Source organism: Pseudomonas sp. MWU12-2037 (assembly GCF_023242345.1).
In the GTDB taxonomy this organism is placed as follows: Bacteria; Pseudomonadota; Gammaproteobacteria; order Pseudomonadales; family Pseudomonadaceae; genus Aquipseudomonas; species Aquipseudomonas gingeri_D.
In genome coordinates this window covers 433,028-454,937 of sequence record NZ_JALLIZ010000002.1, presented here as the reverse complement: position 1 = coordinate 454,937, position 21,910 = coordinate 433,028, and the positions used below count along the sequence as shown (strand labels likewise).

The 21,910-nt window shown below is 61.9% G+C and carries 19 protein-coding genes; 10 read left to right on the top strand and 9 right to left on the bottom strand.

The window, feature by feature from the left end; all coding sequences use genetic code 11:
- Positions 1 to 97: 97 nt before the first annotated feature.
- The 5 genes from adk (at position 98) to M5B42_RS05300 (ending at position 3,782) form a co-directional block, all read left to right on the top strand.
- A complete protein-coding gene (gene adk, locus M5B42_RS05320; RefSeq protein ID WP_100942394.1) occupies positions 98 to 745 on the top strand; it encodes an adenylate kinase in 648 nt (215 codons plus the stop codon).
- 93 nt (positions 746 to 838) lie between these two features.
- Positions 839 to 1,513, top strand: coding sequence for a tRNA (adenosine(37)-N6)-threonylcarbamoyltransferase complex dimerization subunit type 1 TsaB (gene tsaB, locus M5B42_RS05315; protein ID WP_103497413.1), 675 nt, complete (start codon positions 839 to 841; stop codon positions 1,511 to 1,513).
- Positions 1,514 to 1,735: 222 nt separating this feature from the next.
- On the top strand, positions 1,736 to 2,035 hold the full coding sequence (locus tag M5B42_RS05310; RefSeq protein ID WP_152740209.1) for a hypothetical protein: 300 nt from the start codon (positions 1,736 to 1,738) through the stop codon (positions 2,033 to 2,035).
- A 13-nt stretch (positions 2,036 to 2,048) separates the two neighbouring features.
- Positions 2,049 to 2,921, top strand: a complete 873-nt coding sequence (locus M5B42_RS05305) for a DUF72 domain-containing protein (RefSeq protein WP_248745197.1) — start codon at positions 2,049 to 2,051, stop codon at positions 2,919 to 2,921.
- 33 nt (positions 2,922 to 2,954) lie between these two features.
- Positions 2,955 to 3,782 (top strand): isocitrate lyase/phosphoenolpyruvate mutase family protein, encoded by an 828-nt coding sequence (locus tag M5B42_RS05300; protein WP_248745196.1) that lies wholly within the window; start codon positions 2,955 to 2,957, stop codon positions 3,780 to 3,782.
- Between the two features lie 8 nt (positions 3,783 to 3,790).
- Here the strand turns inward: M5B42_RS05300 and M5B42_RS05295 are convergent, their stop codons facing one another.
- Positions 3,791 to 4,405 (bottom strand): energy transducer TonB, encoded by a 615-nt coding sequence (locus M5B42_RS05295; protein ID WP_103497409.1) that lies wholly within the window; start codon positions 4,403 to 4,405, stop codon positions 3,791 to 3,793.
- A gap of 92 nt (positions 4,406 to 4,497) precedes the next feature.
- Here M5B42_RS05295 and M5B42_RS05290 point away from each other — a divergent pair, with 92 nt between their 5' ends.
- Positions 4,498 to 5,280 carry a class I SAM-dependent methyltransferase gene (locus M5B42_RS05290; RefSeq protein ID WP_248745195.1) on the top strand — a complete coding sequence of 261 codons (783 nt, stop codon included), beginning with the start codon at positions 4,498 to 4,500 and terminating at the stop codon, positions 5,278 to 5,280.
- Positions 5,281 to 5,436: 156 nt separating this feature from the next.
- Here M5B42_RS05290 and M5B42_RS05285 read toward each other — a convergent pair whose 3' ends face one another.
- Positions 5,437 to 6,072, bottom strand: coding sequence for a TetR/AcrR family transcriptional regulator (locus tag M5B42_RS05285; protein WP_103497408.1), 636 nt, complete (start codon positions 6,070 to 6,072; stop codon positions 5,437 to 5,439).
- 93 nt (positions 6,073 to 6,165) lie between these two features.
- Between M5B42_RS05285 and M5B42_RS05280 the strand changes: the two genes are divergently transcribed.
- The 3 genes from M5B42_RS05280 to M5B42_RS05270 all read left to right on the top strand — a co-directional run bounded on the left by M5B42_RS05280 (position 6,166) and on the right by M5B42_RS05270 (position 11,817).
- A complete protein-coding gene (locus M5B42_RS05280) occupies positions 6,166 to 7,266 on the top strand; it encodes an efflux RND transporter periplasmic adaptor subunit (RefSeq protein ID WP_248745194.1) in 1,101 nt (366 codons plus the stop codon).
- A gap of 6 nt (positions 7,267 to 7,272) precedes the next feature.
- Entirely contained in the window at positions 7,273 to 10,338 is a 3,066-nt protein-coding gene (locus M5B42_RS05275; protein ID WP_103497406.1) for an efflux RND transporter permease subunit, read from the top strand.
- A 114-nt stretch (positions 10,339 to 10,452) separates the two neighbouring features.
- Positions 10,453 to 11,817 (top strand): Fic family protein, encoded by a 1,365-nt coding sequence (locus M5B42_RS05270; protein WP_248745193.1) that lies wholly within the window; start codon positions 10,453 to 10,455, stop codon positions 11,815 to 11,817.
- Positions 11,818 to 11,883: 66 nt separating this feature from the next.
- On the opposite strand, the gene M5B42_RS05265 is transcribed toward M5B42_RS05270, so the two are convergent.
- The 3 genes from M5B42_RS05265 to plsB all read right to left on the bottom strand — a co-directional run bounded on the left by M5B42_RS05265 (position 11,884) and on the right by plsB (position 15,950).
- A complete protein-coding gene (locus M5B42_RS05265) occupies positions 11,884 to 12,573 on the bottom strand; it encodes a DUF4197 domain-containing protein (RefSeq protein WP_103497404.1) in 690 nt (229 codons plus the stop codon).
- A gap of 122 nt (positions 12,574 to 12,695) precedes the next feature.
- Positions 12,696 to 13,316: a hypothetical protein gene (locus tag M5B42_RS05260; RefSeq protein ID WP_248745192.1), complete on the bottom strand. Its 621-nt coding sequence runs from the start codon at positions 13,314 to 13,316 to the stop codon at positions 12,696 to 12,698.
- A gap of 126 nt (positions 13,317 to 13,442) precedes the next feature.
- Entirely contained in the window at positions 13,443 to 15,950 is a 2,508-nt protein-coding gene (plsB, locus tag M5B42_RS05255; RefSeq protein WP_152740218.1) for a glycerol-3-phosphate 1-O-acyltransferase PlsB, read from the bottom strand.
- A gap of 246 nt (positions 15,951 to 16,196) precedes the next feature.
- On the opposite strand from plsB, the gene M5B42_RS05250 reads away from it, so the two are divergent.
- Positions 16,197 to 16,406, top strand: a complete 210-nt coding sequence (locus tag M5B42_RS05250) for a cold-shock protein (protein ID WP_100942406.1) — start codon at positions 16,197 to 16,199, stop codon at positions 16,404 to 16,406.
- Between the two features lie 48 nt (positions 16,407 to 16,454).
- On the opposite strand, the gene M5B42_RS05245 is transcribed toward M5B42_RS05250, so the two are convergent.
- The 4 genes from M5B42_RS05245 to M5B42_RS05230 all read right to left on the bottom strand — a co-directional run bounded on the left by M5B42_RS05245 (position 16,455) and on the right by M5B42_RS05230 (position 21,673).
- Positions 16,455 to 16,832, bottom strand: coding sequence for a hypothetical protein (locus M5B42_RS05245; RefSeq protein WP_100942407.1), 378 nt, complete (start codon positions 16,830 to 16,832; stop codon positions 16,455 to 16,457).
- Between the two features lie 85 nt (positions 16,833 to 16,917).
- Entirely contained in the window at positions 16,918 to 17,727 is an 810-nt protein-coding gene (locus M5B42_RS05240; protein ID WP_248745191.1) for a putative RNA methyltransferase, read from the bottom strand.
- Positions 17,727 to 18,878: a succinyl-diaminopimelate desuccinylase gene (gene dapE, locus M5B42_RS05235; protein WP_103497400.1), complete on the bottom strand. Its 1,152-nt coding sequence runs from the start codon at positions 18,876 to 18,878 to the stop codon at positions 17,727 to 17,729. Before dapE ends, M5B42_RS05240 begins: the two co-directional genes overlap by 1 nt.
- A 203-nt stretch (positions 18,879 to 19,081) precedes the next feature.
- A complete protein-coding gene (locus tag M5B42_RS05230) occupies positions 19,082 to 21,673 on the bottom strand; it encodes a glycosyltransferase (RefSeq protein ID WP_177099769.1) in 2,592 nt (863 codons plus the stop codon).
- Between the last annotated feature and the right edge of the window lie 237 nt (positions 21,674 to 21,910).

The following is a 21,910-nucleotide window of genomic DNA, read 5'->3' as shown; positions in this document are numbered from 1 at the left end:
CAGCCTTTGGCCGTTTTGCGGCCATGACCCTATTTTTGAGATTGGCCCCACGAGGCGAATCCGAGCGTTTCTAAATAAAAAATTGAGGAGCACATCGATGCGCGTCATTCTGCTGGGAGCTCCCGGGGCCGGTAAAGGTACTCAGGCTAAGTTCATCACCGAGAAATTCGGCATCCCGCAAATCTCCACTGGCGACATGCTGCGCGCCGCGGTCAAGGCCGGCACCGAGCTGGGCCTCAAGGCCAAGGGCATCATGGACGCCGGCGGCCTGGTCTCCGACGACCTGATCATCGCGTTGGTCAAGGACCGTATCGCCCAGGCCGACTGCGCCAAGGGTTTCCTGTTCGACGGTTTCCCGCGCACCATTCCCCAGGCGGAAGCCCTGGTGGATGCCGGTGTCGAACTGGACTACGTGGTCGAGATCGCCGTCGATGACGAAGAGATCGTCCAGCGCATCGCCGGCCGTCGTGTTCACGAGGCTTCCGGGCGCGTCTACCACACCGTCTACAACCCGCCGAAAGTCGAAGGCAAGGACGACCTGACCGGGGACGACCTGGTCCAGCGCAAGGACGACACCGAAGAAACCGTGCGTCATCGCCTGTCGGTCTACCACTCCCAGACCAAGCCGCTGGTGGATTTCTACCAGAAGCTCTCGGCCGCCCAGGGCAAGCCGAAGTACAGCCATATCGCCGGTGTCGGTTCCGTGGAATCGATCACCAGCAAGGTGCTTGAAGCCCTGAGCTGATCGCTGTAGCTGCTATGTGTACAACAGCCCGCTTGCGGGCTGTTGTTGTTTATACTGTTGCACTTTTTTCATTTCGACCTGACGGATACATCGATGAGCACCTTGCTGGCCCTGGACACCGCGACTGAAGCCTGCTCCGTCGCCTTGCTGCATGACGGCAAGGTGACGAGCCACTACGAGGTGATTCCGCGCCTGCATGCGCAAAAGCTCCTGCCGATGATCCAGCAGTTGCTGGCCGACGCGGGTATCAGCCTGTCGGCGGTGGATGCGATTGCTTTTGGCCGTGGTCCCGGGGCTTTTACCGGGGTGCGGATTGCCATCGGTGTGGTTCAGGGGCTGGCGTTTGCCTTGGAGCGTCCGGTGTTGCCGGTGTCGAACCTGGCGGTGCTGGCGCAGCGGGCCTTTCGCGAGCGCGGTGTGCGCCAGGTGGCCGCGGCCATCGATGCGCGGATGGACGAGGTGTATTGGGGCTGCTATCGCGAAGAAGCCGGGGAAATGCGTCTGGCCGGGGTCGAGGCGGTGCTGGCTCCGCAACTGGCGGCCTTGCCGGACGATGCCGCTGGCGAGTGGTTCGGCGCGGGCACGGGTTGGGGTTATGGTGAGCGGATCAACGTTGCACTGACAGGCCAGGATGCCAGCCTGCTGCCCCACGCCGAGGATCTGTTGAGCCTGGCGCGTTTTGCCTGGGCGCGCGGCGAAGCCATTCCGGCCGACGAGGCCCAGCCGGTTTACCTGCGCGACAAGGTGGCAACGCCCAAGGCCCGTTGACGCCGGGCGGCAACTGATAAAATTCAGGCTAAACTGAACGTTAAACCGATCACCCGAAAAAACGCCCAGATAGTCAAAAATGTGCCGTTCGTCATGTTTTCCCCACCCAGGCACCAGGGTGTGAAAACCTTTTTCAGGTTCTGTGGTCCAGTTATCACTCGGGCAATAGCTAAGTGCGGTGCGTGCTGCTAAATTGCCATCATCGACACCGAGCATGCCCCAATGCGTATAGACGGCGTTTCCTCACAGTCCTACCCCATCAAGCGCAAACCGCGTAAAGGCAGCGTCGTGGTTGACGACGAGGTCGATGTCTCGGAGGGCGATAGCGAGGACCTCTCCGAGGTGGCCGCCCGCGCCGAAGCGGCCGGTAGCCGCCTGGCCAACCTGCCGGCCCGTCCGCAGGACATGATCTTCCATCGCGCCATGAGCAAAAGCGTCGCCAACGCCCTGGCCAGCTACCTGACCACCGCCGGTTTCGTCGAGTGGGACATGGAAGTGTTGGGGCTCGACCTGCATATCTGATTTAATCGGGTCGATGACTGATCCTGTCCTGCTGCCTTATTTCCTCGGTTGCCCCTCCTGGAGCGAAAACGCCTGGCGCGAGTACCTGTACCCGCCCACCGCGCGCACGAGCGATTTTCTCGACCTGTACGCCCAGGTGTTCAACGCCGTCGAAGGCAACACCACCTTCTACGCACGGCCCGCGTCCGCCACGGTAGAACGCTGGGCGCAGACCATGCCCGCACACTTTCGCTTCACCGCCAAGTTTCCTCGGGATATCAGCCATGGAGGTGATCTGCGTGAGCAGGTCCAGGCGGCTGAAGACTTCCTGCAACTGCTCAAGCCGCTGGGACCGCGGGTGGCGCCGCTGTGGCTGCAATTGCCGGCCAGTTTTGCGCCGCAGCGCCTGGCCGAGCTGATCGGGTTTATCGACGCGCTGGAGCGCCCGTTGGCGATTGAAGTCCGTCATCGTGATTTCTTCGCCAAGGGCGACGCCGAGCGGATGCTCAACCGCCTGCTGCTGGACCGGGGTGTCGAACGGATCTGCCTCGATCCACGGGCGCTGTTCAGTTGCACTTCCACCGATGCCTCGGTGTTGCACGCTCAGTCGAAAAAGCCCAAGGTGCCACCCCGGCCGGCAGCGTTCACGCTGTTTCCGCAGGTGCGTTTTATCGGGCACCCGGAACTGGAGGCCAATGAGCCTTTCCTGACGCCCTGGGTCGAAAAGGTCGCCGGCTGGATCGAGGAGGGGCGTACGCCCTACGTGTTTCTGCATACCTCCGACAACCGCCTCGCACCGGCGCTGGCGCAACGTTTCCATGTTCGGCTGATGGCGCGTCTGCCTGGCTTGCCGGCGCTGCCTGAGCTATACAGAGGGCCCGCCACGGAGCAACTCGGCTTGCTCTGAGGGCATCACACTCTCTTTGCCAGGAGTCGACCCATGGATGCGCAAACCCTTCGAGCCCAAGCCTTCAAGGCCCTGCACGAACGTGACGGAGCCTTTGTGATTCCCAATCCCTGGGATGCCGGTTCGGCAAAAATGCTTGCCGCACTGGGCTTCGAGGCGTTGGCCACCACCAGCGCGGGCCTGGCGTTTTCCCTTGGACGTCCGGATGCGGAAGGGGCCAACTCGCTGAACGATACGCTGGAAAACGCGCGGAGCATTGTCCTGGCCACGGCGCTGCCGGTGGCGGCGGATCTGGAAAATGGTTTTGCCCACAGCCCCGCCGGGTGTGCCGAGGCGATTTTGCGGGCGGCCGAAGCCGGCTTGGTGGGGGGCTCGATCGAAGACGCCAGTGGTCATGCCGAGGACCCCATCTATGAATTCAACCACGCGGTAGAACGGGTCGAGGCCGCGGTTGCCGCGGCTCGCAGCCTGTCGTTCCCCTTCATGCTCACGGCGCGGGCGGAGAACCTGCTGCACGGGCGCCAGGATCTGCCGGATACGATTCGCCGTTTGCAGGCGTTCGCCGAGGCCGGTGCCGACGTGCTGTATGCGCCAGGCCTGCGCACGCGTGAGGAGATCCAGGCGGTGGTCAAGGCCGTGGCGCCCAAGCCGGTAAATGTATTGATGTCGGACGGGGTCAACCTGTCGGTGACCGAGTTGGGCGAACTGGGAGTCAAGCGCATCAGTGTCGGTTCGGCGTTGGCCCGGGCGGCGTACGGCGCCTTCTATCGGGCGGCCGAGGAGATGCGTGGGCAGGGGACGTTCAGCGCGCTGGATCAGGCCATGCCCTTTGCGCGGATCAATCAGATGTTCAAGAACTAGGTAAACACTCAGGCCGCGAGGCGCAGGTTCTGTGCCACCAGCGGACGGGCCCAGTTCAGGTCGTAGTCCATGGCTTTCTGCTGCTTGACCAGGGTTTCTTCGTCGAACGGCACATGCGGCTCCAGCAGATCCAGCTCGAACTCGGCAATCGGCAGGTGCAGCGGACGCGCTTGCGGCGCGGGGCCCGGTGCTGGCAGCGGCTGGCCGGCGTTGAGGACGATAGGGCGAACCCAGCCGCTTTCGAAATCCTGCTGTTTCTGTTGCGCGACAACTTCTTCCGGCGGGTAAGGCACGGGCCGCTTCAGCAGGTCCAGATCGAATTCGGCAATCGGCAGGAACAGCGGCTCCGGCGGACGGACGGGGGTGTCCTTTACGTCACACTGGCGCTGGTCGACGATCTGCGCCAGCAGCTCTGCACCGGCGGTGGGCTCCACCGGGCCGTCGACCGGCAGTTGTGCCTGGACATTCTTTGCATCCGCCGCGTCCCCGACCTGTTCGGCCAGCGCCCGGGCAAAGAAATCTTGCCACAGGTGACTGACACCGCTCAGTGCCTGGGAATTGCGCAGGCCATAATTGTCGACGGGCGACAGATAACCTATGGATGTAGTGCGAATGTCTGACATGGCTCTCGAGTGACGCTCAGGTCTGGCAAAATGCTGGATAATGTTTTTATCGGCAGCTTTTGCCGATCATTAAATTTTTGAGCGTGTTTTTCATGAGTGAGCAGCAAGCACCGGTCCGTATCAGAGTCGAGGCCCTGGCCGAAGGGTTGCAATCCCGGGCTGAAGCCTGGGCCGAACGCCTCGGTTTGCCGTTGCAGGAACCCGAAGCGGAGTTCGCTTTGCAGGTGTCGGAGCAGGGGTTGCAGTTGCAGCAACTGGGACCTGAGGCGCCTGGGCCGGTCCGGGTGGACTTTGTCGAAGGCGGCGCGGCGCACCGGCGTCTGTATGGCGGCGGCAGCGGGCAGATGATCGCCAAGGCCGTGGGCATTCAACCGGGCGTACGGCCGCGGGTGCTGGACGCCACTGCTGGCTTGGGCAAGGATGCGTTCGTGCTGGCGAGCCTGGGCTGCGAGATGAGCCTGATCGAGCGCCAGCCGCTGATCGGTGCCTTGCTCGAGGATGGCCTGGCCCGTGGGTTGGAAGATTTCGATGTGGCGCCGATTGTTTCGCGCATGCACCTGCTCAAGGGCAATTCGATCGAGGTGATGCGCAATTGGGAAGGCGAGGCGCCCCAGGTGATCTACCTGGACCCGATGTTTCCTCACCGTGAGAAAACCGCCCTGGTGAAGAAGGAAATGCGCCTGTTTCGTCCGCTGGTGGGCGATGACCCGGATGCGCCGGCATTGCTGGAGGCGGCACTGGCCCTGGCGACCCATCGGGTGGTGGTCAAGCGCCCGCGCAAGGCGCCGTGTATCGACGGGCCGAAACCGAGCCATGGCCTGGACGGCAAGTCGAGTCGCTATGACATCTACCCGAAGAAAGCCCTGAAGCCTTGAAAGCAGGCTTGGCGTGACGGTTTGGGCGATCTTGAGGGCCTCATCGCGAGCAAGCTTGCTCCTACAGGATTTGTGTCGTGAGCACCGTCTATGCAGTACGCAAAACTTGTAGGAGCAAGCTTGCTCGCGATAGCGGTCTGACAGGCGCCCGAGTGCTCAAGGCCGGTAGGCGCGCATGAACAACCCCACCACCTCGCGCACATGGGCTTCGCCCTCGGCCTCGCTTGGCGGCTCGCCGCAGCCGTAGAGCAGGCGGAAGTTCGCCGCGCCCTTGAGCAGGCAGAAGAAGTGCTCGGCGGCGTAGTGCGGCTTGTCGATCACCAGGGCACCGCCCTGGTTGATCCGACTCAGCAGCCGCTCCATCTCCGTGAGCATGCGTTGGGGCCCGGCCTCGAAGAAGATCTGCGAGAGCTTCGGGTCCTGGCTGCCCAGGGCCATGATCAGCCGATGCAGGTTCACCGACTCGTCACTGTTGATCAGGTGATGAAACCCCCGGGCGATGTTCAGCAGAATGCTTTCCACCGGCACGCCTTCGGGCAGGGCGAAAAACAGCTCGGGCAGCTGTTCTGCGCATTTGGCCACCACGGCGGCGGAGAACAGTGTCTCCTTGTCGTTGAAATGGCTGTACACCGTCAGCTTTGAAACACCTGCTGCTGCAGCGACTGCGTCCATGCTGGTGCTGGCATATCCATTACTCAGGAACAGATCTTTCGCCGCTTGCAGGATGGCCTGGCGTTTTGCCAGGTCCTTGGGGCGGCCGGGGCCGCTGGGCACTGAAAGATTGTCGGACATTTTCTTAGTTAATACTGGACTGGTGAGTTTGGTATTAATACCATACTGGCCAGTATAAATATTCTGAGCACCACTAGCGAAAGGTCCTACACCATGCTCCGCTATGTCATGCCCCTTGCGTTGCCCGTCAGTTTAGCCCTTTTCCTGGCCGGTTGTGGTCATGAAGAGCCGGCCCAGGTCAGCGTTCGTCCCGCGATGGTGGTGCAGCCACAGCCTTCGGCCCAGGCCATAGACAGCTATCCCGGCGAAGTGCGGGCGCGTTTCGAGCCCGACCTGGCCTTTCGTATCGGTGGCAAGGTCAGTCGACGACTGGTGGAGGAGGGCGAGCGGGTCAAGGCCAACCAGCCCCTGGCGGAGCTCGACCCGCAGGACGTGCGCCTGCAACTGGAAGCGACCCGTGCCCAGGTTGCGGCCGCCGAGGCCAACCTGAACCTGGTGCGCTCCGAGCGTGATCGCTACAAGACCCTGCTCGACCGACAGATGGTCAGCCGCTCGCAGTACGACAACGCGGAAAACCTCTACCGCTCCGGTGAAGCCCGCCTCAAGCAGATCAAGGCCGAGTTCGACGTCTCCAGCAACCAGGCCGGTTATGCCGTGTTGCGTGCGCCCCAGGACGGTGTGGTCGCCAAGCGCCTGGTGGAAGTCGGCCAGGTGGTCGCCGCCGGCCAGACGGTCTTTACCCTGGCCGCCGATGGCGAGCGTGAAGTGCTGATCAGCTTCCCGGAGCAGGCTTTCGGACGGTTCAAGATCGGCCAGGAGGTGGCCGTGGAACTCTGGTCGCAGCCGGACCAGCGTTTCAACGGGCGGATCCGCGAGTTGTCGCCGGCCGCCGACCCCAAGTCGCGGACCTTCGCCGCCCGTATCGCCTTCAGCGCCGGCAAGGTGCCGGCTGAGTTGGGACAGAGCGCCCGGGTGTTTATCCAGGCCGCCGGTGTGGTGCCGTTGTCGGTGCCGCTGTCGGCGGTGACCGCGGAAAACGGTGCGACCTATGTCTGGCGGGTCCAGGCGGACAACACCCTCAAACGGACCCCGGTGCGGGTCGGTGCCTTTGGCGAAAAGACCGTGCCGGTGTTCGAAGGCCTTTCGGCCAGCGATTGGGTGGTGGCGGCCGGTGTGCATGTGCTCCATGACGGCGACCTGGTTCGCCCGGTGGATCGCTCCAACCGCGTGGTCAATCTGGCGACCAAGGAGTAGTCCCCGATGGGTTTCAATCTTTCCGAATGGGCGTTGCGTAATCGCCAGATCGTACTGTTCCTGATGATTCTGCTCGCGCTGGTCGGAGCCTTGTCCTACACCAAGCTGGGGCAGAGCGAAGACCCGCCGTTCACCTTCAAGGCCATGGTCATCAAGACCAACTGGCCGGGGGCCACGGCCCAGGAAGTCTCGCGGCAAGTCACCGAACGCATTGAAAAGAAGCTGATGGAGACCGGCGAGTACGAGAAAATCATCTCCTTCTCCCGGCCAGGGGAATCCCAGGTGACCTTTATGGCCCGGGACTCGATGCATTCCTCGGAGGTTCCCGACCTCTGGTACCAGGTCCGCAAGAAGATCGGCGATATCCGCCAGACCTTGCCGCCGGATATCCAGGGGCCGTTTTTCAACGATGAGTTCGGCACCACCTTCGGCAATATCTACGCCCTGACCGGCGAGGGTTTCGACTACGCCGTGCTCAAGGACTACGCCGACCGTATCCAGATCCAGTTGCAGCGGGTCAAGGACGTGGGCAAGGTCGATCTGCTCGGTCTGCAGGACGAAAAGGTCTGGATCGAACTCTCCAACGTCAAGCTGGCGACCCTTGGCCTGCCGCTGAGTGCGGTGCAGCAGGCCCTGCAGGAGCAGAATGCGGTGTCCACCGCCGGCTTCTTCGAGACCCCGACCGAGCGTGTGCAACTGCGGGTCAGCGGTAACTTCAAGACCGTCGACGAGATCAAGAACTTCCCGATCCGCGTCGGTGACCGCACCTTCCGTATCAGCGATGTCGCCGAGGTGCACCGTGGCTTCAACGATCCACCGGCACCGCGCATGCGCTTCATGGGCGAAGACGCGATCGGCCTGGCGGTGGCGATGAACGAGGGCGGCGATATCCTGGTGCTGGGCAAGGCACTGGAGATCGAGTTCGCGCGTATCCAGAAAAACCTGCCGGCGGGGATGAAACTGAGCAAGGTCTCCGACCAGCCGGCGGCAGTGAAGACCGGCGTCGGTGAGTTCGTCCAGGTGCTGGTGGAAGCCCTGGTCATTGTGTTGCTGGTGAGTTTCTTCTCCCTGGGTGTGCGCACCGGGATGGTAGTGGCGCTGGCGATTCCGCTGGTGCTGGCGATGACCTTTGCCGCCATGTACTACCTGGGCATCGGCCTGCACAAGATCTCTCTCGGCGCGCTGGTACTGGCCCTCGGCTTGCTGGTGGATGACGCAATCATTGCCGTGGAGATGATGGCGATCAAGATGGAGCAGGGCTTCGACCGCCTCAAGGCGGCGAGTTTTGCCTGGACCAGCACGGCGTTCCCGATGCTCACCGGCACCCTGATCACCGCCGCCGGTTTCCTGCCGATTGCCACCGCGCAGTCGGGCACTGGCGAATACACCCGCTCGATTTTCCAGGTGGTGACCCTGGCCCTGCTGGCGTCGTGGATCGCGGCGGTGGTGTTCGTGCCTTACCTGGGGGAAAAGCTGCTGCCGGACCTGGCGAAGATCCACGCCGCCAAGCATGGCAGCGAACAACCGGACCCTTATGGCACACCGTTTTACCAGCGTGTCAGGCGCATGGTGGAGTGGTGCGTACGCCGTCGTAAAACAGTGATCGTGCTGACTGTCGCGCTGTTTATCGGCTCGTTGCTGCTGTTCCGCTTTGTGCCGCAACAGTTCTTCCCGGCCTCGGGGCGGCTGGAGCTGATGGTCGACCTGAAGCTGGCCGAAGGCGCGTCCCTGAACAACACCACCGAACAGGTTGCGCGTCTGGAAGCCCTGCTCAAGGATCATCCCGGTATCGACAACTATGTCGCCTATATCGGTACCGGTTCGCCGCGTTTCTACCTGCCGCTGGACCAGCAATTGCCGGCCACCAGCTTTGCCCAGTTCGTCGTGCTGGCCAAGAGCATCGAGGATCGGGAAGTGCTGCGCACCTGGCTGATCAAGGTCCTCGACGAGCAGTTCGCCGATGTGCGCGGACGCGTGACACGCCTGGAGAACGGACCGCCCGTGGGTTATCCGGTGCAGTTCCGGGTGACCGGCGAGCATATCGAAGTGGTCCGTGCCCTGGCGCGCAAGGTGGCGGCCAAGGTCCGTGAGAATCCGCACGTGACCAATGTGCACCTGGACTGGGAAGAGCCGAGCAAGGTGGTCTACCTGAACGTCGATCAGGACCGGGCCCGGGCGCTGGGGGTGAGTACTTCGAACCTGTCGCGCTTCCTGCAACTGTCGCTGACCGGTTCGACCGTCAGCCAGTATCGCGAGGACAACGAGTTGATCGAAATCCTTATGCGCGGCACTGTCCAGGAGCGCAACCAGTTGTCGGCATTGCCGAGCCTGGCGGTACCGACGGACAACGGCACCAGCGTGGCGCTGTCGCAGATCGCGACCCTGGAGTACGGTTTCGAGGAAGGCATTATCTGGCACCGCAACCGCTTGCCGACCGTGACGATCCGCGCCGACATCTACGGCCAGGAGCAGCCCCTGAGCCTGGTCAAGCAGATCATGCCGACCCTGGATCCGGTTCGCGCCGAGTTGCCGGACGGCTACCTGCTGGAGGTCGGTGGTACCGTGGAGGATTCGGAGCGCGGCCAGGCCTCGGTGAATGCCGGCGTGCCACTGTTCATAGTGGTGGTACTGACCTTGTTGATGCTGCAACTGCGCAGCTTCTCGCGGGTGGCGCTGGTGTTCCTCACCGCGCCGCTGGGGCTGATCGGGGTGACCCTGTTCCTGCTGGTGTTCCGCCAACCGTTCGGTTTTGTCGCGATGCTCGGGACCATTGCCCTGTCGGGGATGATCATGCGCAACTCGGTGATCCTGGTGGACCAGATCGAACAGGATATCCGCGCGGGCATGTCGCAATGGCAGGCAATTATCGAAGCGACGGTGCGGCGTTTCCGCCCCATCGTGCTGACCGCCCTGGCGGCGGTGCTGGCGATGATCCCCCTGTCGCGCAGCGTGTTCTACGGACCGATGGCGGTGGCGATCATGGGCGGTTTGATCGTGGCGACGGCCTTGACCCTGCTGTTCCTGCCGGCACTGTATGCGGGGTGGTTCAGGGTGAAGAAGGTCGAAGCCTAGGTACGTCATCAACCCACTCGTCAGGTGGGTTGATGTCTCATTTTTTCTGCTTATTGAGATAGCAGCGATTTTCTGCTGTACTCCTGTCTCAGAAATGAAAATTTTGAGACAGTGATGATCAAGCCGCCGCCAGAGACTCTGAATGAAGTTTTCAGCTTGATTCAGAGTGAACCCTATAAAAATCATATATCGGACTATATGGGGTTGCATAAGCCACTGGATGACAAAGGACGCTATTTGCCCTTTGAAGAGCTGCGCCATCGTTTGCCGAAACATCTTGATGCGATCGTTTGCTGGAGTGTTGTGAAGTCGGCGAGGGCGGATCAGTATTCAAAAATCCTGCCTGTTGGAGAGCCTACGACTTGGTGCAATTATATTTTAACGCCCGTCGCCCAAAAAACGATTTCCACTGTGGATATCAATGCAACCACCGCGGCATTGAAATATATGACGGGCGCCATAGGTGAGCAAGCGCACTTTAATTATCTATTGAATGATCTCATTGAAGATGAGGCGATCAGCAGCAGCCAGTTGGAAGGCGCCTCTACCACGACGTTGGTAGCAAAAGATATGCTGAAGCGCAGTCGGAAGCCGCGTACGCCCGACGAAAAAATGATTATTGGCAATTTCAAACTCATGAATTTTGCCTGGGAGATGAAGGCGGAGCCACTGAGCGTCGAGCTGATTTTGGCGATGCATAGAATCGGTGTTGAAGATATCGATGACACTAAATACTCCCCCGGCAGATTTAGAGAAACCGATGAGGTCGTCGTACAGGACGGGGAGGGTAACGTCGTTCACACGCCCCCCCCGGCTGAGGGCATTGTTCAAAGGCTTGAGACGCTTTCTGAGTGGATTAATATCCGCCATGACGATGGGCCGGGTGGCGACTATATCCATCCTTTGGTCAAAGCCATTGCTCTTCACTTTGCATTAGGCTATGAACACCCCTTCAGAGACGGTAATGGGCGTGTTGCCAGAGCGCTTTTCTATTGGTTCATGTTTAAAAGTGACTACGGTGCATTTCGCTACGTATCGATCAGTGTCTTGCTGAAAAAAGCGGCGGTTCAATACGGCCATTCGTATCTTTATGCAGAAACCGATGAGTTGGACATTACCTATTTTGTTGATTACCAATGTTCTATTGTCATGCGTGCGGTCAATGAGCTGAAAACGGCCTATGAGAGGAGTATTCGGGAGGCTGAGGACTTTAATCGGTGGCTGTGGGATTCCGGGCTGTATAAGCAGTTCAGTGAAAAGCAGAAAATCATTTTCCAAGTAGCCAAAAGTGGCAAGGCGAAGCATTTTACTGCCGTCAATGTAAAAGAGAATCTTGACTGTTCTTATAATACGGCCAGTGCGGCCTTGAATGGATTGGTTGATCTGAAGGTGTTCAGCAAAAAGAAGGAGGGGCGCGAGTGGGTCTTTTCGATGGTCGATAAAACTGAAATTCAGAAAGTCTGGCGTGCGGAAACTTGATTTCTTGATGAGCGGAGTAGAGCTTGTCCAAGTCGTCTTGAATCAGACAAGCACCTACCGAAAACGTCAGAGCGCGCCAAACACCTTCTTCGCCAGGCTGGTGGCCGCCGCCGCCGGGTTGGCGCGGATGTCTTCTTCCTTCTGGGCGATCATCTTGAACAGGCCGTCCAGGGCTTTTTCCGTTACGTAGCCTTCAACGTTGGCACTCTTGGCGTCGAGTACACCGAGGGTCGCCGCCTGCCCGGCGAACGAGTTGTATTGCTTGGCCAGGCCCACCTTGTCGGTAGCCTCCTTGACGATCGGCAGGAACTTGGCGCGAATCTGCTCACGGCTGGTCTTGTCCAGGTACTGGGTCGCCGAATCCTTGCCACCGGTGAGGATGCCCTTGGCATCGGTCACGGTCATTTTCTTCACGGCGTCCACCAGCAACGCCTGGGCCTGTGGCATGGCGGCTTCCGCCGCCTTGTTCATGCTGGCTTCCAGTTGATCGACCTGGGCGCCCATGCCGAACTGCTTCATCTTGCTGGCGACCTTGCCGAGGCTGCCCGGCAGTTCGATCTTCACCGCAGGGTTGTTGCTGAAACCACCCGGCTTGCCGAGGTTGGTCACGGCGGCGACGGCACCCTGGGCCAGCGCGTCCTTGAGGCCGCCGGAGGCTTCACCCTGGGAGAGGCTGCCCAGGGACAAGGCCAGGGCGTTGACGGAAATCAGCAGGCCTGCGCAGAGGCCGACCAGACGAAGGGAGGGACGGAGCATGGAAGCTTCCTTGTTGGGATCAGTGGGGAAATCCGTGGCGCCAGGAGAAGCCTGGCGCCAGCCAGTGAGAATCTAACGGATTTATCGGCAAACGCCAGTTTTCTAAAGACGTTGGCCGCCACTCAGGCGCTGAGGATCAGGCTCTGGGGTTTCTCTTTCAGCAGTACGACGGTGCGCGGAATGGGCTTCATGGTGAATTTACGGCGGCTGCCGAAGGTGCCCTGGGTCTCGTAGATCTGGCCCGGCTTGACCTTGTTCACGTCGTAGCGCAGGTAGCGCGGGATCGAGCCCTTGAAGAAGGTGATTTCCTCGCTGAGGACATGCACCGGAATACCCGGTTCGGTCTGGGCCACCAGCCTCAGGGTAGCCAGGGTGTTGTCCTGCGTGCCGATCATCGGCACCAGCGCCGCGCTGAGGTACAGGTACCCCGGTGGGCTCAGGTGAAAGGTTTCTTCCTGGTTGTCCCGGCGCCAGCGGAAGCTGTATTTGATGTCCGGCAGCAGCGAGGTACCGGCGACACTCAGGTCGATGTCGATCTCGACCTTGCAGTTACGCTTGAGGTCCGCCGGCAGTTCGAAGGTAAAGCGCCACGGCGACTGGTCGGGTAGTTGCGCACTGGTCCAGGTTCCCAGCAGGGTGTCGCTGCAGCGGTTGCGCAGGGTGATACGGGTTTCGGCCTTGGCCGGGATCCTGTAGTCCGGTGGAAAGTGGAAAACAGCGGTCACGACGTTTTTTGCGGTCATCTCGATGTCCTTATCGAACGCGTCAAAGGCAACGCAAGATTGAGTCTACACGGGCCTTTGCGCTTGAAAACCGGCGGAGAAGCATCCTTGCTGCTTTACCGAATGGTCTGATGTGGGTGGTTCGTCTTATCCCACGTCAGAACCCGACTCGGGGCTCTGTTCGGCGGCATCTTCGCTGCGATGCAGGGCCACCTGGCGAATCGACAGGCGGATTTCCGCTGGCAGTACCCGTTTCGCCGCGCCCTCGGCCAGCTCGCCGAGTAGTTCGTGATAACCCAGTTTGCCGGCCGCGTCGCGGCGCAGTACATCGAGGTCGAGCAGGGTCTGGATAAAGTGGCGGAACAGGCTCTTGTCGAAGAATTCCGGGGCGTTCAGGCCATGGAGAATCGACAGGCGCTGGGCCATGACCGTACAGAGGTCTTCCAGCTCCTCGGCACTGATGCTGTGCTGGCCGCTGTTGAGCAGCAGCGAGATGGCCATGTAGAACCGTTGCAGGGTCTGGGCGATGCTCCGCGACAGCAGGGTCAGCAGCACGAAGTGCCGCGAGCTCGGTGCCGGGCGCAGGTAGACGTCATTCTCCAGGCGCAACAGGCCCTGTTCGACGAACGCCTCCAGCCATTGGTCGATCACCGCGTCCAGCTCGTCCAGTGACCAGCGGATAAACAGTTCCGCCTGCAGGTACGGATAGAGCGCGCGGCTGTAGCGCAGGATCTGTTCGCGGCTCATGCGCGAGGCGCTCTGGAAGAAGCTCGCCAGCAATGACGGCAGGGCGAAGATATGCAGGACGTTGTTGCGGTAATAGGTCATCAGGACGGCGTTCTGCTCGTCCAGATAGAGGATCTTGCCCAGGGCATCGCTTTGCTCGGCCAGCAGGTCCATGTCCTTGACGTGCTGGATCAGCGCGCGACCGTCGCCTTCCGGCAGGGTGGTGTGCGGTGAGTAGGGCACGCGGCGCAGCAGCGCCAGGTAGAGGTCGAGGACCCGGGCCATGGCGCGGTCGTCGAGGGCCAGTCGGGTGGTCGAGAGCAGCGCCAGCGCCACCAGGTTCACCGGGTTGATCGCCGCGGCTTCGTTGAGGTGGCGGGCGACGCGCTCTCCCAGGCGGTTGGTGGTTTCGTTGAGCCAGGCCGGGCGGAATTGCGGGCCCAGTTCCTGGGCGCGCCAGTCCGGCTGTTCCTGATCGAGGAACTCGGCCAGCTTGATCGGCTCGCCGAAGTTGACCGCGACCTGGCCGAAGCGCTGCTTGAGTGCGCCGATGACCTTGAAGATGTCGAAGATCGATTCTTTCTTCTTGCTTGCGCCGCGCAGTTCACCCAGGTAGGTGCGACCTTCCAGCACCCGCTCGTAGCCGATATACACCGGGATGAAGACGATCGGCATGCGCGAGGAGCGCAGGAAGCTGCGCAGGGTGATGGCCAGCATGCCGGTCTTCGGCCGCAGCATGCGCCCGGTACGCGAGCGACCGCCTTCGACGAAGTACTCCACCGGGAAACCCTTGGTGAACAGGGTGTGCAGGTATTCATTGAACACCGAGGTGTAGAGCGGGTTGCCCTTGAAGGTACGGCGCATGAAAAACGCCCCGCCGCGGCGCAGCAGGCTGCCGATCACCGGCATGTTGAGGTTGATCCCGGCGGCGATGTGCGGCGGGGTCAGGCCATTGCGAAACAGCAGGTACGACAGCAGCAGATAGTCGATATGGCTGCGATGGCAAGGCACGTAGATGACTTCATGGCCCTGGGCCACGGCCTGCACACCTTCGATATGGTTGACCTTGATGCCGTCGTAGATCTTGTTCCAGAACCAGCTCAGCACCACTTCGAGGAAGCGGATGGCGGTGTAGGTGTAGTCCGAGGCGATCTCGTTGCCGTAGCGCAGGGCCTGGGCCTGGGCTTTTTCCACGGAGATGTTCTCGCGCTGGGCCTCCTCGAGGATCGCCTGGCGCACCATCGGCTCGTTGACCAGGCCCTTGACCAGGTTGCGCCGGTGGGAGATGTCCGGGCCGATCACCGCGGCCTTGAGGTTGCGCAGGTGTACCCGCAGGATCCGCTGGGCCATGCGCACGGTGCGCTCATGGCCCTTGTTGTGTTCGATCAGGCCGCGCAGGTGGATCGGCGCGGAAAACTGCACGCGGGTCTTGCGCCCGAGAATCAGGATGCTCATCAGGCGGCGCAGGCGACCGGTGACCGCCCAGCTGTCGGCGAACAGCAGTTTCCAGGGGCTCGATTCACTGTCCGGCGACTGGCCCCAGAACACACTGACCGGGATGATCAGCGCATCTTCGGCGGGGTTCTCGCTCAGGGCGCTGACCAGGCGGGTCAAGGTCGGTGGCGCGCCGCGCTTGTCCTGGCGGCCGAGCCAGTCGGGCTCGGGGGTCAGGTAGAAGAACGCCGCCGGTTCCATGAGCGAACCCACCGACACCGGTAGCACCGGGCGCGGCAGGCCGGCCTTGGTGCATTCGCGGTCGACCACGGCCAGGTCGGTCAGCGAGGGCGATTGCAGGACGTAGAACACCGGCCGACTGCGGTCGAGGTCGAGAGTCAGCGACGATTGGTTGATCGTCTCCGAGCGCACCCACAGGTACAGGAGGCGGCGCAAGGTACCAAACACGAGACGGCGGAACGGGGAACGGGTCATACGGCTTCTGCAGGCAAATGGATTGAACCGAGCGTTTGCTCGGGGCGGCTAGTGTGCCGTATTCGTCAAAAATCGGCAAAAACGCGGCGAACTAATATTGATTGAGAGTTTTTTGACCTGTCTTATACTCGGTCGTTCGCCATGAACGGTAGGATTCATCCGCGCAGCACGATGTTCTGGCGATGCTGCAGGCGGGGCCCGTCGAGCCGGGCCCACCCCAACAATAACAAGACGGAGTACGGATTCATGGCAACTCGCGAGACGGGCAATGTGAAGTGGTTCAACGATGCCAAGGGCTACGGCTTTATTCTGCGCGAAGACGGGGCGGATGTGTTTGTGCACTACCGCGCGATTCGTGGCGAAGGCCATCGCTCCCTGGCCGAAGGGCAGCAGGTGGAGTACGCGGTGGTGGAAGGCCAGAAAGGCCTGCAGGCCGAGGATGTGGTCGGGCTGTGAGTGAGAGGGGCTTGCTGTGGCAAGCCCCCTGCCCGGAGTCAGTGAGCGTCAGGCCGTACGCCAGGTGATCTCTTCTTCGCCATCGGCGCTGATGCGGATCCAGCGATCGGCCGTCTCCTCGCCCTCTTCCTCGACCCAGCTGCCCGGGGCACAACGCACTTCCACGTTCAGCGCGGCAAAGGCCGCGCGGGCGCAGGCGATGTCGTCGTCCCACGGGGTCTGGTCGCTTTCCAGGTACAGGCTGTTCCACTTGCCCACGGCCTTGGGCAACCAGGTCACCGGCACGCTGCCGGCCTGGCACTTCCAGGTCTGGCCTTTCTGGACCCAGTCGCTGCAAGGCCCCAGGGCGGCGCCGAGCCAGGCGGCAACGGCCTTGTGATCGACGTCGTCGTCCTTGAGGTAAATCTCGATATCGGGCTGGCGCATGGAAATCCTCGCTGCGGTTGTTCGAAAAATCCATTCGCGGATTTTGCCGGCCTTGAACCCGTGTCCAAGGCCATGAAGAGTGGGGTTATTGCAAAACGAAGTAATCGTAGCGCATCGACACGCTGACCTCGAACGGCTTCGGCTGTTCGATGACCTGCGCCCGGCGCTCGGCACTGGCCCGCCAGCCGTGGGGCGTCATGGCCAGCAGGTTCGCCCGGTCCTGGGCGCTGGCCAGGCTCAGCTTGAACTCCAGCACTTCGCTGTGTTGCAACGCCATGCCCTCCGGTACCAGGGCCAGGTGCTTGTCGTCAGTGTATTCGCGCACTTCATCGTACAGACGCTCGCGCAGTTCCATCAGGTGGCCGCTGGTCGGTCCGACTTTCATCAGGCCGCCACCGGGGCTCAGCAGGCGTTTGGCCTCCTGCCAGTCCAATGGGCTGAACACGCTGGCGATAAACTGGCAGCAGGCGTCGGCCAATGGCACCCGCGCCATGCTGGCGATCAACCAGGTCAGTTGCGGGTTGCGTCGGCAGGCACGCTTGACCGCCTCGCGGGAAATATCCAGCGCATAGCCGTCAGCCGCGGGCAGGGCCTCGGCCAGTTGCGCGGTGTAGTAGCCCTCGCCGCAGCCGATATCGACCCAGCGTCCCGGCGCCCGTTCGGCCGCCAGCTCCGCCAGGCGGCGGGCCACCGGCGCGTAGTGGCCGGCGTTGAGGAAGTCCCGTCGGGCTTCGACCATGGCCAGGTTGTCGCCCGGATCACGGCTGTTCTTGTGCTGGACCGGCAACAGGTTCAGGTAACCCTGGCGTGCCCGGTCGAAACGATGCCCGAGCGGACAGGCCACGCCGTTGTCGACCGCGCTCAGGGGTGCGCTGCAGAGGGGGCAGGTGAGCATCAGGCAAGCAACTTGATCAGGGTCTGGTAGTAGATTTCGGTCAGCACATCGAGGTCGCTGGCCAGGACCCGCTCGTTGACCTGATGAATGGTCGCGTTGACCGGGCCCAACTCGACCACCTGGGTGCCGAGGGTCGCGATAAAGCGCCCGTCGGAGGTGCCGCCGCTGGTGGAAGCCTTGGTGTCACGCCCGGTGATGGTCTTGATGCTCGCCGACACCGCATCGAGCAGCGCGCCCGGCTCGGTGAGGAACGGCAGGCCGGACAGCGCCCATTCCACGTGCCAGTCCAGGCCGTGCTTGTCGAGGATCGCCGCGACCCGCTGTTGCAGGCCTTCAACCGTGGACTCGGTGGAGAAGCGGAAGTTGAACAACGCCACCAGTTCGCCGGCGATCACGTTGGTCGCACCGGTCCCCGAGTTGAGGTTGGAAATCTGGAAACTGGTCGGTGGGAAGAAGGCGTTGCCATTGTCCCAATGCTCGGCGGCCAGTTCGGCCAGGGCCGGAGCGGCCAGGTGGATCGGGTTTTTCGCCAGGTGCGGGTAGGCCACATGGCCCTGTACGCCGCGCACGGTGAGGCGGGCGCCGAGGGAGCCACGGCGGCCGTTCTTCACCACGTCACCGACCAGGGTGGTGCTCGACGGTTCGCCGACGATGCACCAGTCCAGGCGCTCGCTACGGGCGGCCAGGCGCTCGACCACGGCCTTGGTGCCGTGGTGGGCCGGGCCTTCTTCGTCGCTGGTGATCAGGAAGGCGACCGAACCGCGGTGGTCCGGGTAGTCCGCGACAAAACGCTCGGCGGCCACCAGCATCGCGGCCAGGCTGCCTTTCATGTCGGCCGCGCCGCGACCGCAGAGCATGCCGTGCTCGTCGATCAAGGCATCGAACGGATCGTTCTGCCAGGCCTGCAGCGGACCTGTCGGCACCACGTCGGTGTGACCGGCGAAACACAGCACCGGGCCTTCATGCTTGCCGTGGGTGGCCCAGAAGTTGTCGACGTCCTCGATACGCATCGGCTCGAGCTTGAAACCGGCATCGCCCAGGCGCTGCATCATCAGCTTCTGGCAGTCGGCATCGACCGGGGTCACGGAAGGGCGGCGAATCAGGTCGCAAGCGAGTTGCAGGGTCGGCGAAAGGTCGGCGTGGGCCGTCATGGGAAAGCTCCGAAACGGGTATGTAGGAGCGAGCTTGCTCGCGAGGGTGGTTCAGGCTCCGCGGGGTATCAGGTGCCCAGCATTATCGTTGACGACCATCGCGAGCAAGCTCGCTCCTACAGGAAGATAGGGGCGCGCAAAGGGTGGATATCTTAAAGCAAAACGGCGGCCCGCAGGCCGCCGTTTCGTGTCGTGCATCGCGTTTATGCGACGGATGCCGGCTCCGCCGCGCTGACCGGTTTCGGCAGCGAGGAAACGAACGCCATGATCAGTGCCGCCAGGTACGGCAACGACTGCACCAGCAACATCACTACCCAGAAGCGCATGTCGTTGCTCGGCAAGCCCTGCACCAGGAAGATCCCCAGCGCCGCGGCCCACAACAGCAGCATGATGAACATCTCTTCGCGGGCTTCCGAAATCGCTACCCAGAAACCGTGGTTATCGGCGTTTTTCGGCGTGCGGAAGAACGGAATGCTGCTGGTGAAGAAACCGTACAGCACTGCCTTGGCAATGGTATGGGACAAGGCCAGGCCAGCCAGTGCGGCGGCGAAGGCATCCTTCATGTTGACCCCGACCGCGCGGCGGTAGAGGAACAGGATCTTGCCGACCTTGAACACGAACAGCGCCAGTGGCGGGATCGCGAAGATCAGCAGCGGCGGATCGACCCGTTGCGGCACGATGATCATCGCCGCCGACCAGAGCAGGGCGCCGACGGTGAAGAAGATATTCATGCCGTCGGCTACCCACGGCAACCAGCCCGCGAGGAAGTGGTAGCGCTGGCCACGGGTCAGTTCGGTGTCCTTGCCGCGCAGCAGGCTGGCGGTGTGCCGCTTGATGATCTGAATCGCCCCGTAGGCCCAGCGGAAACGCTGTTTCTTGAAGTCGATAAAGGTATCGGGCATCAGGCCCTTGCCGTAGCTGTCATGGTGGTAAGCCGCCGACAGGCCTTTTTCGAAGACCCGCAGGCCCAGCTCGGCGTCTTCGCAGATGCACCAGTCGGCCCAGCCCAGTTCTTCCAGGACCGAGCGGCGGGTCATGGTCATGGTGCCGTGCTGGATGATCGCGTCGCGGTCGTTGCGGGTGACCATGCCGATATGGAAGAAGCCCTTGTATTCCGAGTAGCAGAGCTTCTTGAAGGTGCTTTCGTTCTGGTCGCGGTAGTCCTGGGGCGATTGCACGATGGCGATCTTCGGATCGGCGAAGTGCGGCACCATGTGCTTGAGCCAGTTGCGGTCGACGCAGTAGTCCGAGTCGATCACGGCGATGACTTCGGCGTCCTTGGCGGTGTGCGGGATCAGGTAGTTCAGCGCCCCGCCCTTGAAACCGGCCAGCGGCGCAACGTGGAAGAAGCGGAAACGCGGGCCGAGGGTTTCGCAGTAGGCCTGCACCGGTTCCCAGACCGCCGGGTCCTTGGTGTTGTTGTCGATGATCAGGACTTCGTAGTCCGGATAATCGAGGGCCGCGAGGGCGTCGAGGGTCTGTTTGACCATCTCCGGCGGCTCGTTGTAGCACGGCACGTGGATCGAGACTTTCGGCCGGTAGTGCGAGTCGCCTTCAACCGGTAGGAATTCACGCCGGCGCTTGTGGGTCCAGACCGCCTCGGCCAGTTCGTGGGCCTCGGTGAGCAGGACGATAAACACGCCCAGGGCACCGATGGCCAGCAGGAAACCCACCGTCAGGCTGAACCAGGTGCTGTATTGCTGGCTGTAGTCGTAGCCGATCCACACCAGCACCGAACCGCAGAGGAACGCGGTAAAGGTCAGGAAGGTCCGGCCGCGCTGGCGCAGGGCCGAGCCGTCGATCATCAACAGGGTCAGCGAGAGCAGTGCGAGCACCACCGAACCGATGGCCAGTACGCGCCATTGCGGAATCGCCACCACCGGCCCTTCGAAGTTGAACTTCTGCTCGCGCGCGGCGTTGAACACGCCCCAATAGGCGCCCACCGAACCTTCGTCACTGGCCTTCCACGGCTGGTCGAAGGCTTCGATCACGAAGTAGTTGAAGCCCTGGCGGTTAAGCTTGTTGACCAGGGTGCGCAGGTAAATGGCCTGGTCGGCCTGGGTCGCATCGGCACCGCCACGCATGCGGCCGTTGCTCGGCCAGCCCACTTCCGAGAGCAGCAGGGGCTTTTTCGGGAACATGCGCTTGAGTTCGCGGGCGCGGTCCAGTACGTACTGGCCGGCCTTGTCCATGGGGATGAATTCCCAGTAGGGCAGGATGTGCGCGGCGATCAGGTCGACGTGCTTGACCAGTTCCGGGTTGTGTTCCCAGATATGCCACTGTTCCGAGGTGGTCACCGGCACCTTGACGGCCGCCCGTACGCGGTCGATCAGCACGGCCAGGTCCTTGGCGGTGATTTCCTTGCGGAAGATCGCCTCGTTACCGACCACCACCCGCACGACACTGCGGCTGGTGTTGGCCAGTTCGATGGCGCGGGCGATTTCCCGCTCGTTGCGCTCCTGGTCCGGGCTGATCCAGATCCCCAGGGTCACCCGCAGGCCGAACTCTTCGGCGAGCTTGGGAATGTCCTGAAGGGTGCCGTCGACCGAGTAGATACGGATGTTGTCCGTCAGCTTGCTCATGATCTCCAGGTCGCGACGCATTTCATCGTCGGTCGGGTACTGGTCTTTCTGTGGGAATTGTCCCTGCTGGAAAGGCGAGTAGGAGAAGCCGGCGATCTGCTCGGGCCAGTCAGGCGCCGAAACCGGGCGGTTGATCAGCGCCCAGAAACCGGTGAATAGCGCGGCAATTGCCAACACTACGACCAGGTTGAGTCCAAATTTACGCGATGACATAGGTATTTCGGGTTCCGAAAAGGGCTAGAACAGGGAACAGAGCGGCGCGCATCCTACACTTGCTATCCGTCGACCGTACAGTACCGTGGAATATGCGCAGGCATTGGGCAATGAGACAGGGCTTAAGTTCTTTCCTGATTCTTTGTAGCTCTATTCTCGTCAAAGTGTTGTGATTTAACGCTCATGGACAGCCATTCATAGGCTAAAGCTGCCCTCGGCCGGCGCCCGGCCCTATAA

Bases quoted from the DNA above. Each gene is read 5' to 3' on its own strand.
- adk (WP_100942394.1), top strand. From the start codon at position 98: ATGCGCGTCATTCTGCTGGGAGCTCCCGGGGCCGGTAAAGGTACTCAG.
- tsaB (WP_103497413.1), top strand. From the start codon at position 839: ATGAGCACCTTGCTGGCCCTGGACACCGCGACTGAAGCCTGCTCCGTC.
- M5B42_RS05310 (WP_152740209.1), top strand. From the start codon at position 1,736: ATGCGTATAGACGGCGTTTCCTCACAGTCCTACCCCATCAAGCGCAAA.
- M5B42_RS05305 (WP_248745197.1), top strand. From the start codon at position 2,049: ATGACTGATCCTGTCCTGCTGCCTTATTTCCTCGGTTGCCCCTCCTGG.
- M5B42_RS05300 (WP_248745196.1), top strand. From the start codon at position 2,955: ATGGATGCGCAAACCCTTCGAGCCCAAGCCTTCAAGGCCCTGCACGAA.
- M5B42_RS05295 (WP_103497409.1), bottom strand. From the start codon at position 4,405: ATGTCAGACATTCGCACTACATCCATAGGTTATCTGTCGCCCGTCGAC.
- M5B42_RS05290 (WP_248745195.1), top strand. From the start codon at position 4,498: ATGAGTGAGCAGCAAGCACCGGTCCGTATCAGAGTCGAGGCCCTGGCC.
- M5B42_RS05285 (WP_103497408.1), bottom strand. From the start codon at position 6,072: ATGTCCGACAATCTTTCAGTGCCCAGCGGCCCCGGCCGCCCCAAGGAC.
- M5B42_RS05280 (WP_248745194.1), top strand. From the start codon at position 6,166: ATGCTCCGCTATGTCATGCCCCTTGCGTTGCCCGTCAGTTTAGCCCTT.
- M5B42_RS05275 (WP_103497406.1), top strand. From the start codon at position 7,273: ATGGGTTTCAATCTTTCCGAATGGGCGTTGCGTAATCGCCAGATCGTA.
- M5B42_RS05270 (WP_248745193.1), top strand. From the start codon at position 10,453: ATGATCAAGCCGCCGCCAGAGACTCTGAATGAAGTTTTCAGCTTGATT.
- M5B42_RS05265 (WP_103497404.1), bottom strand. From the start codon at position 12,573: ATGCTCCGTCCCTCCCTTCGTCTGGTCGGCCTCTGCGCAGGCCTGCTG.
- M5B42_RS05260 (WP_248745192.1), bottom strand. From the start codon at position 13,316: ATGACCGCAAAAAACGTCGTGACCGCTGTTTTCCACTTTCCACCGGAC.
- plsB (WP_152740218.1), bottom strand. From the start codon at position 15,950: ATGACCCGTTCCCCGTTCCGCCGTCTCGTGTTTGGTACCTTGCGCCGC.
- M5B42_RS05250 (WP_100942406.1), top strand. From the start codon at position 16,197: ATGGCAACTCGCGAGACGGGCAATGTGAAGTGGTTCAACGATGCCAAG.
- M5B42_RS05245 (WP_100942407.1), bottom strand. From the start codon at position 16,832: ATGCGCCAGCCCGATATCGAGATTTACCTCAAGGACGACGACGTCGAT.
- M5B42_RS05240 (WP_248745191.1), bottom strand. From the start codon at position 17,727: ATGCTCACCTGCCCCCTCTGCAGCGCACCCCTGAGCGCGGTCGACAAC.
- dapE (WP_103497400.1), bottom strand. From the start codon at position 18,878: ATGACGGCCCACGCCGACCTTTCGCCGACCCTGCAACTCGCTTGCGAC.
- M5B42_RS05230 (WP_177099769.1), bottom strand. From the start codon at position 21,673: ATGTCATCGCGTAAATTTGGACTCAACCTGGTCGTAGTGTTGGCAATT.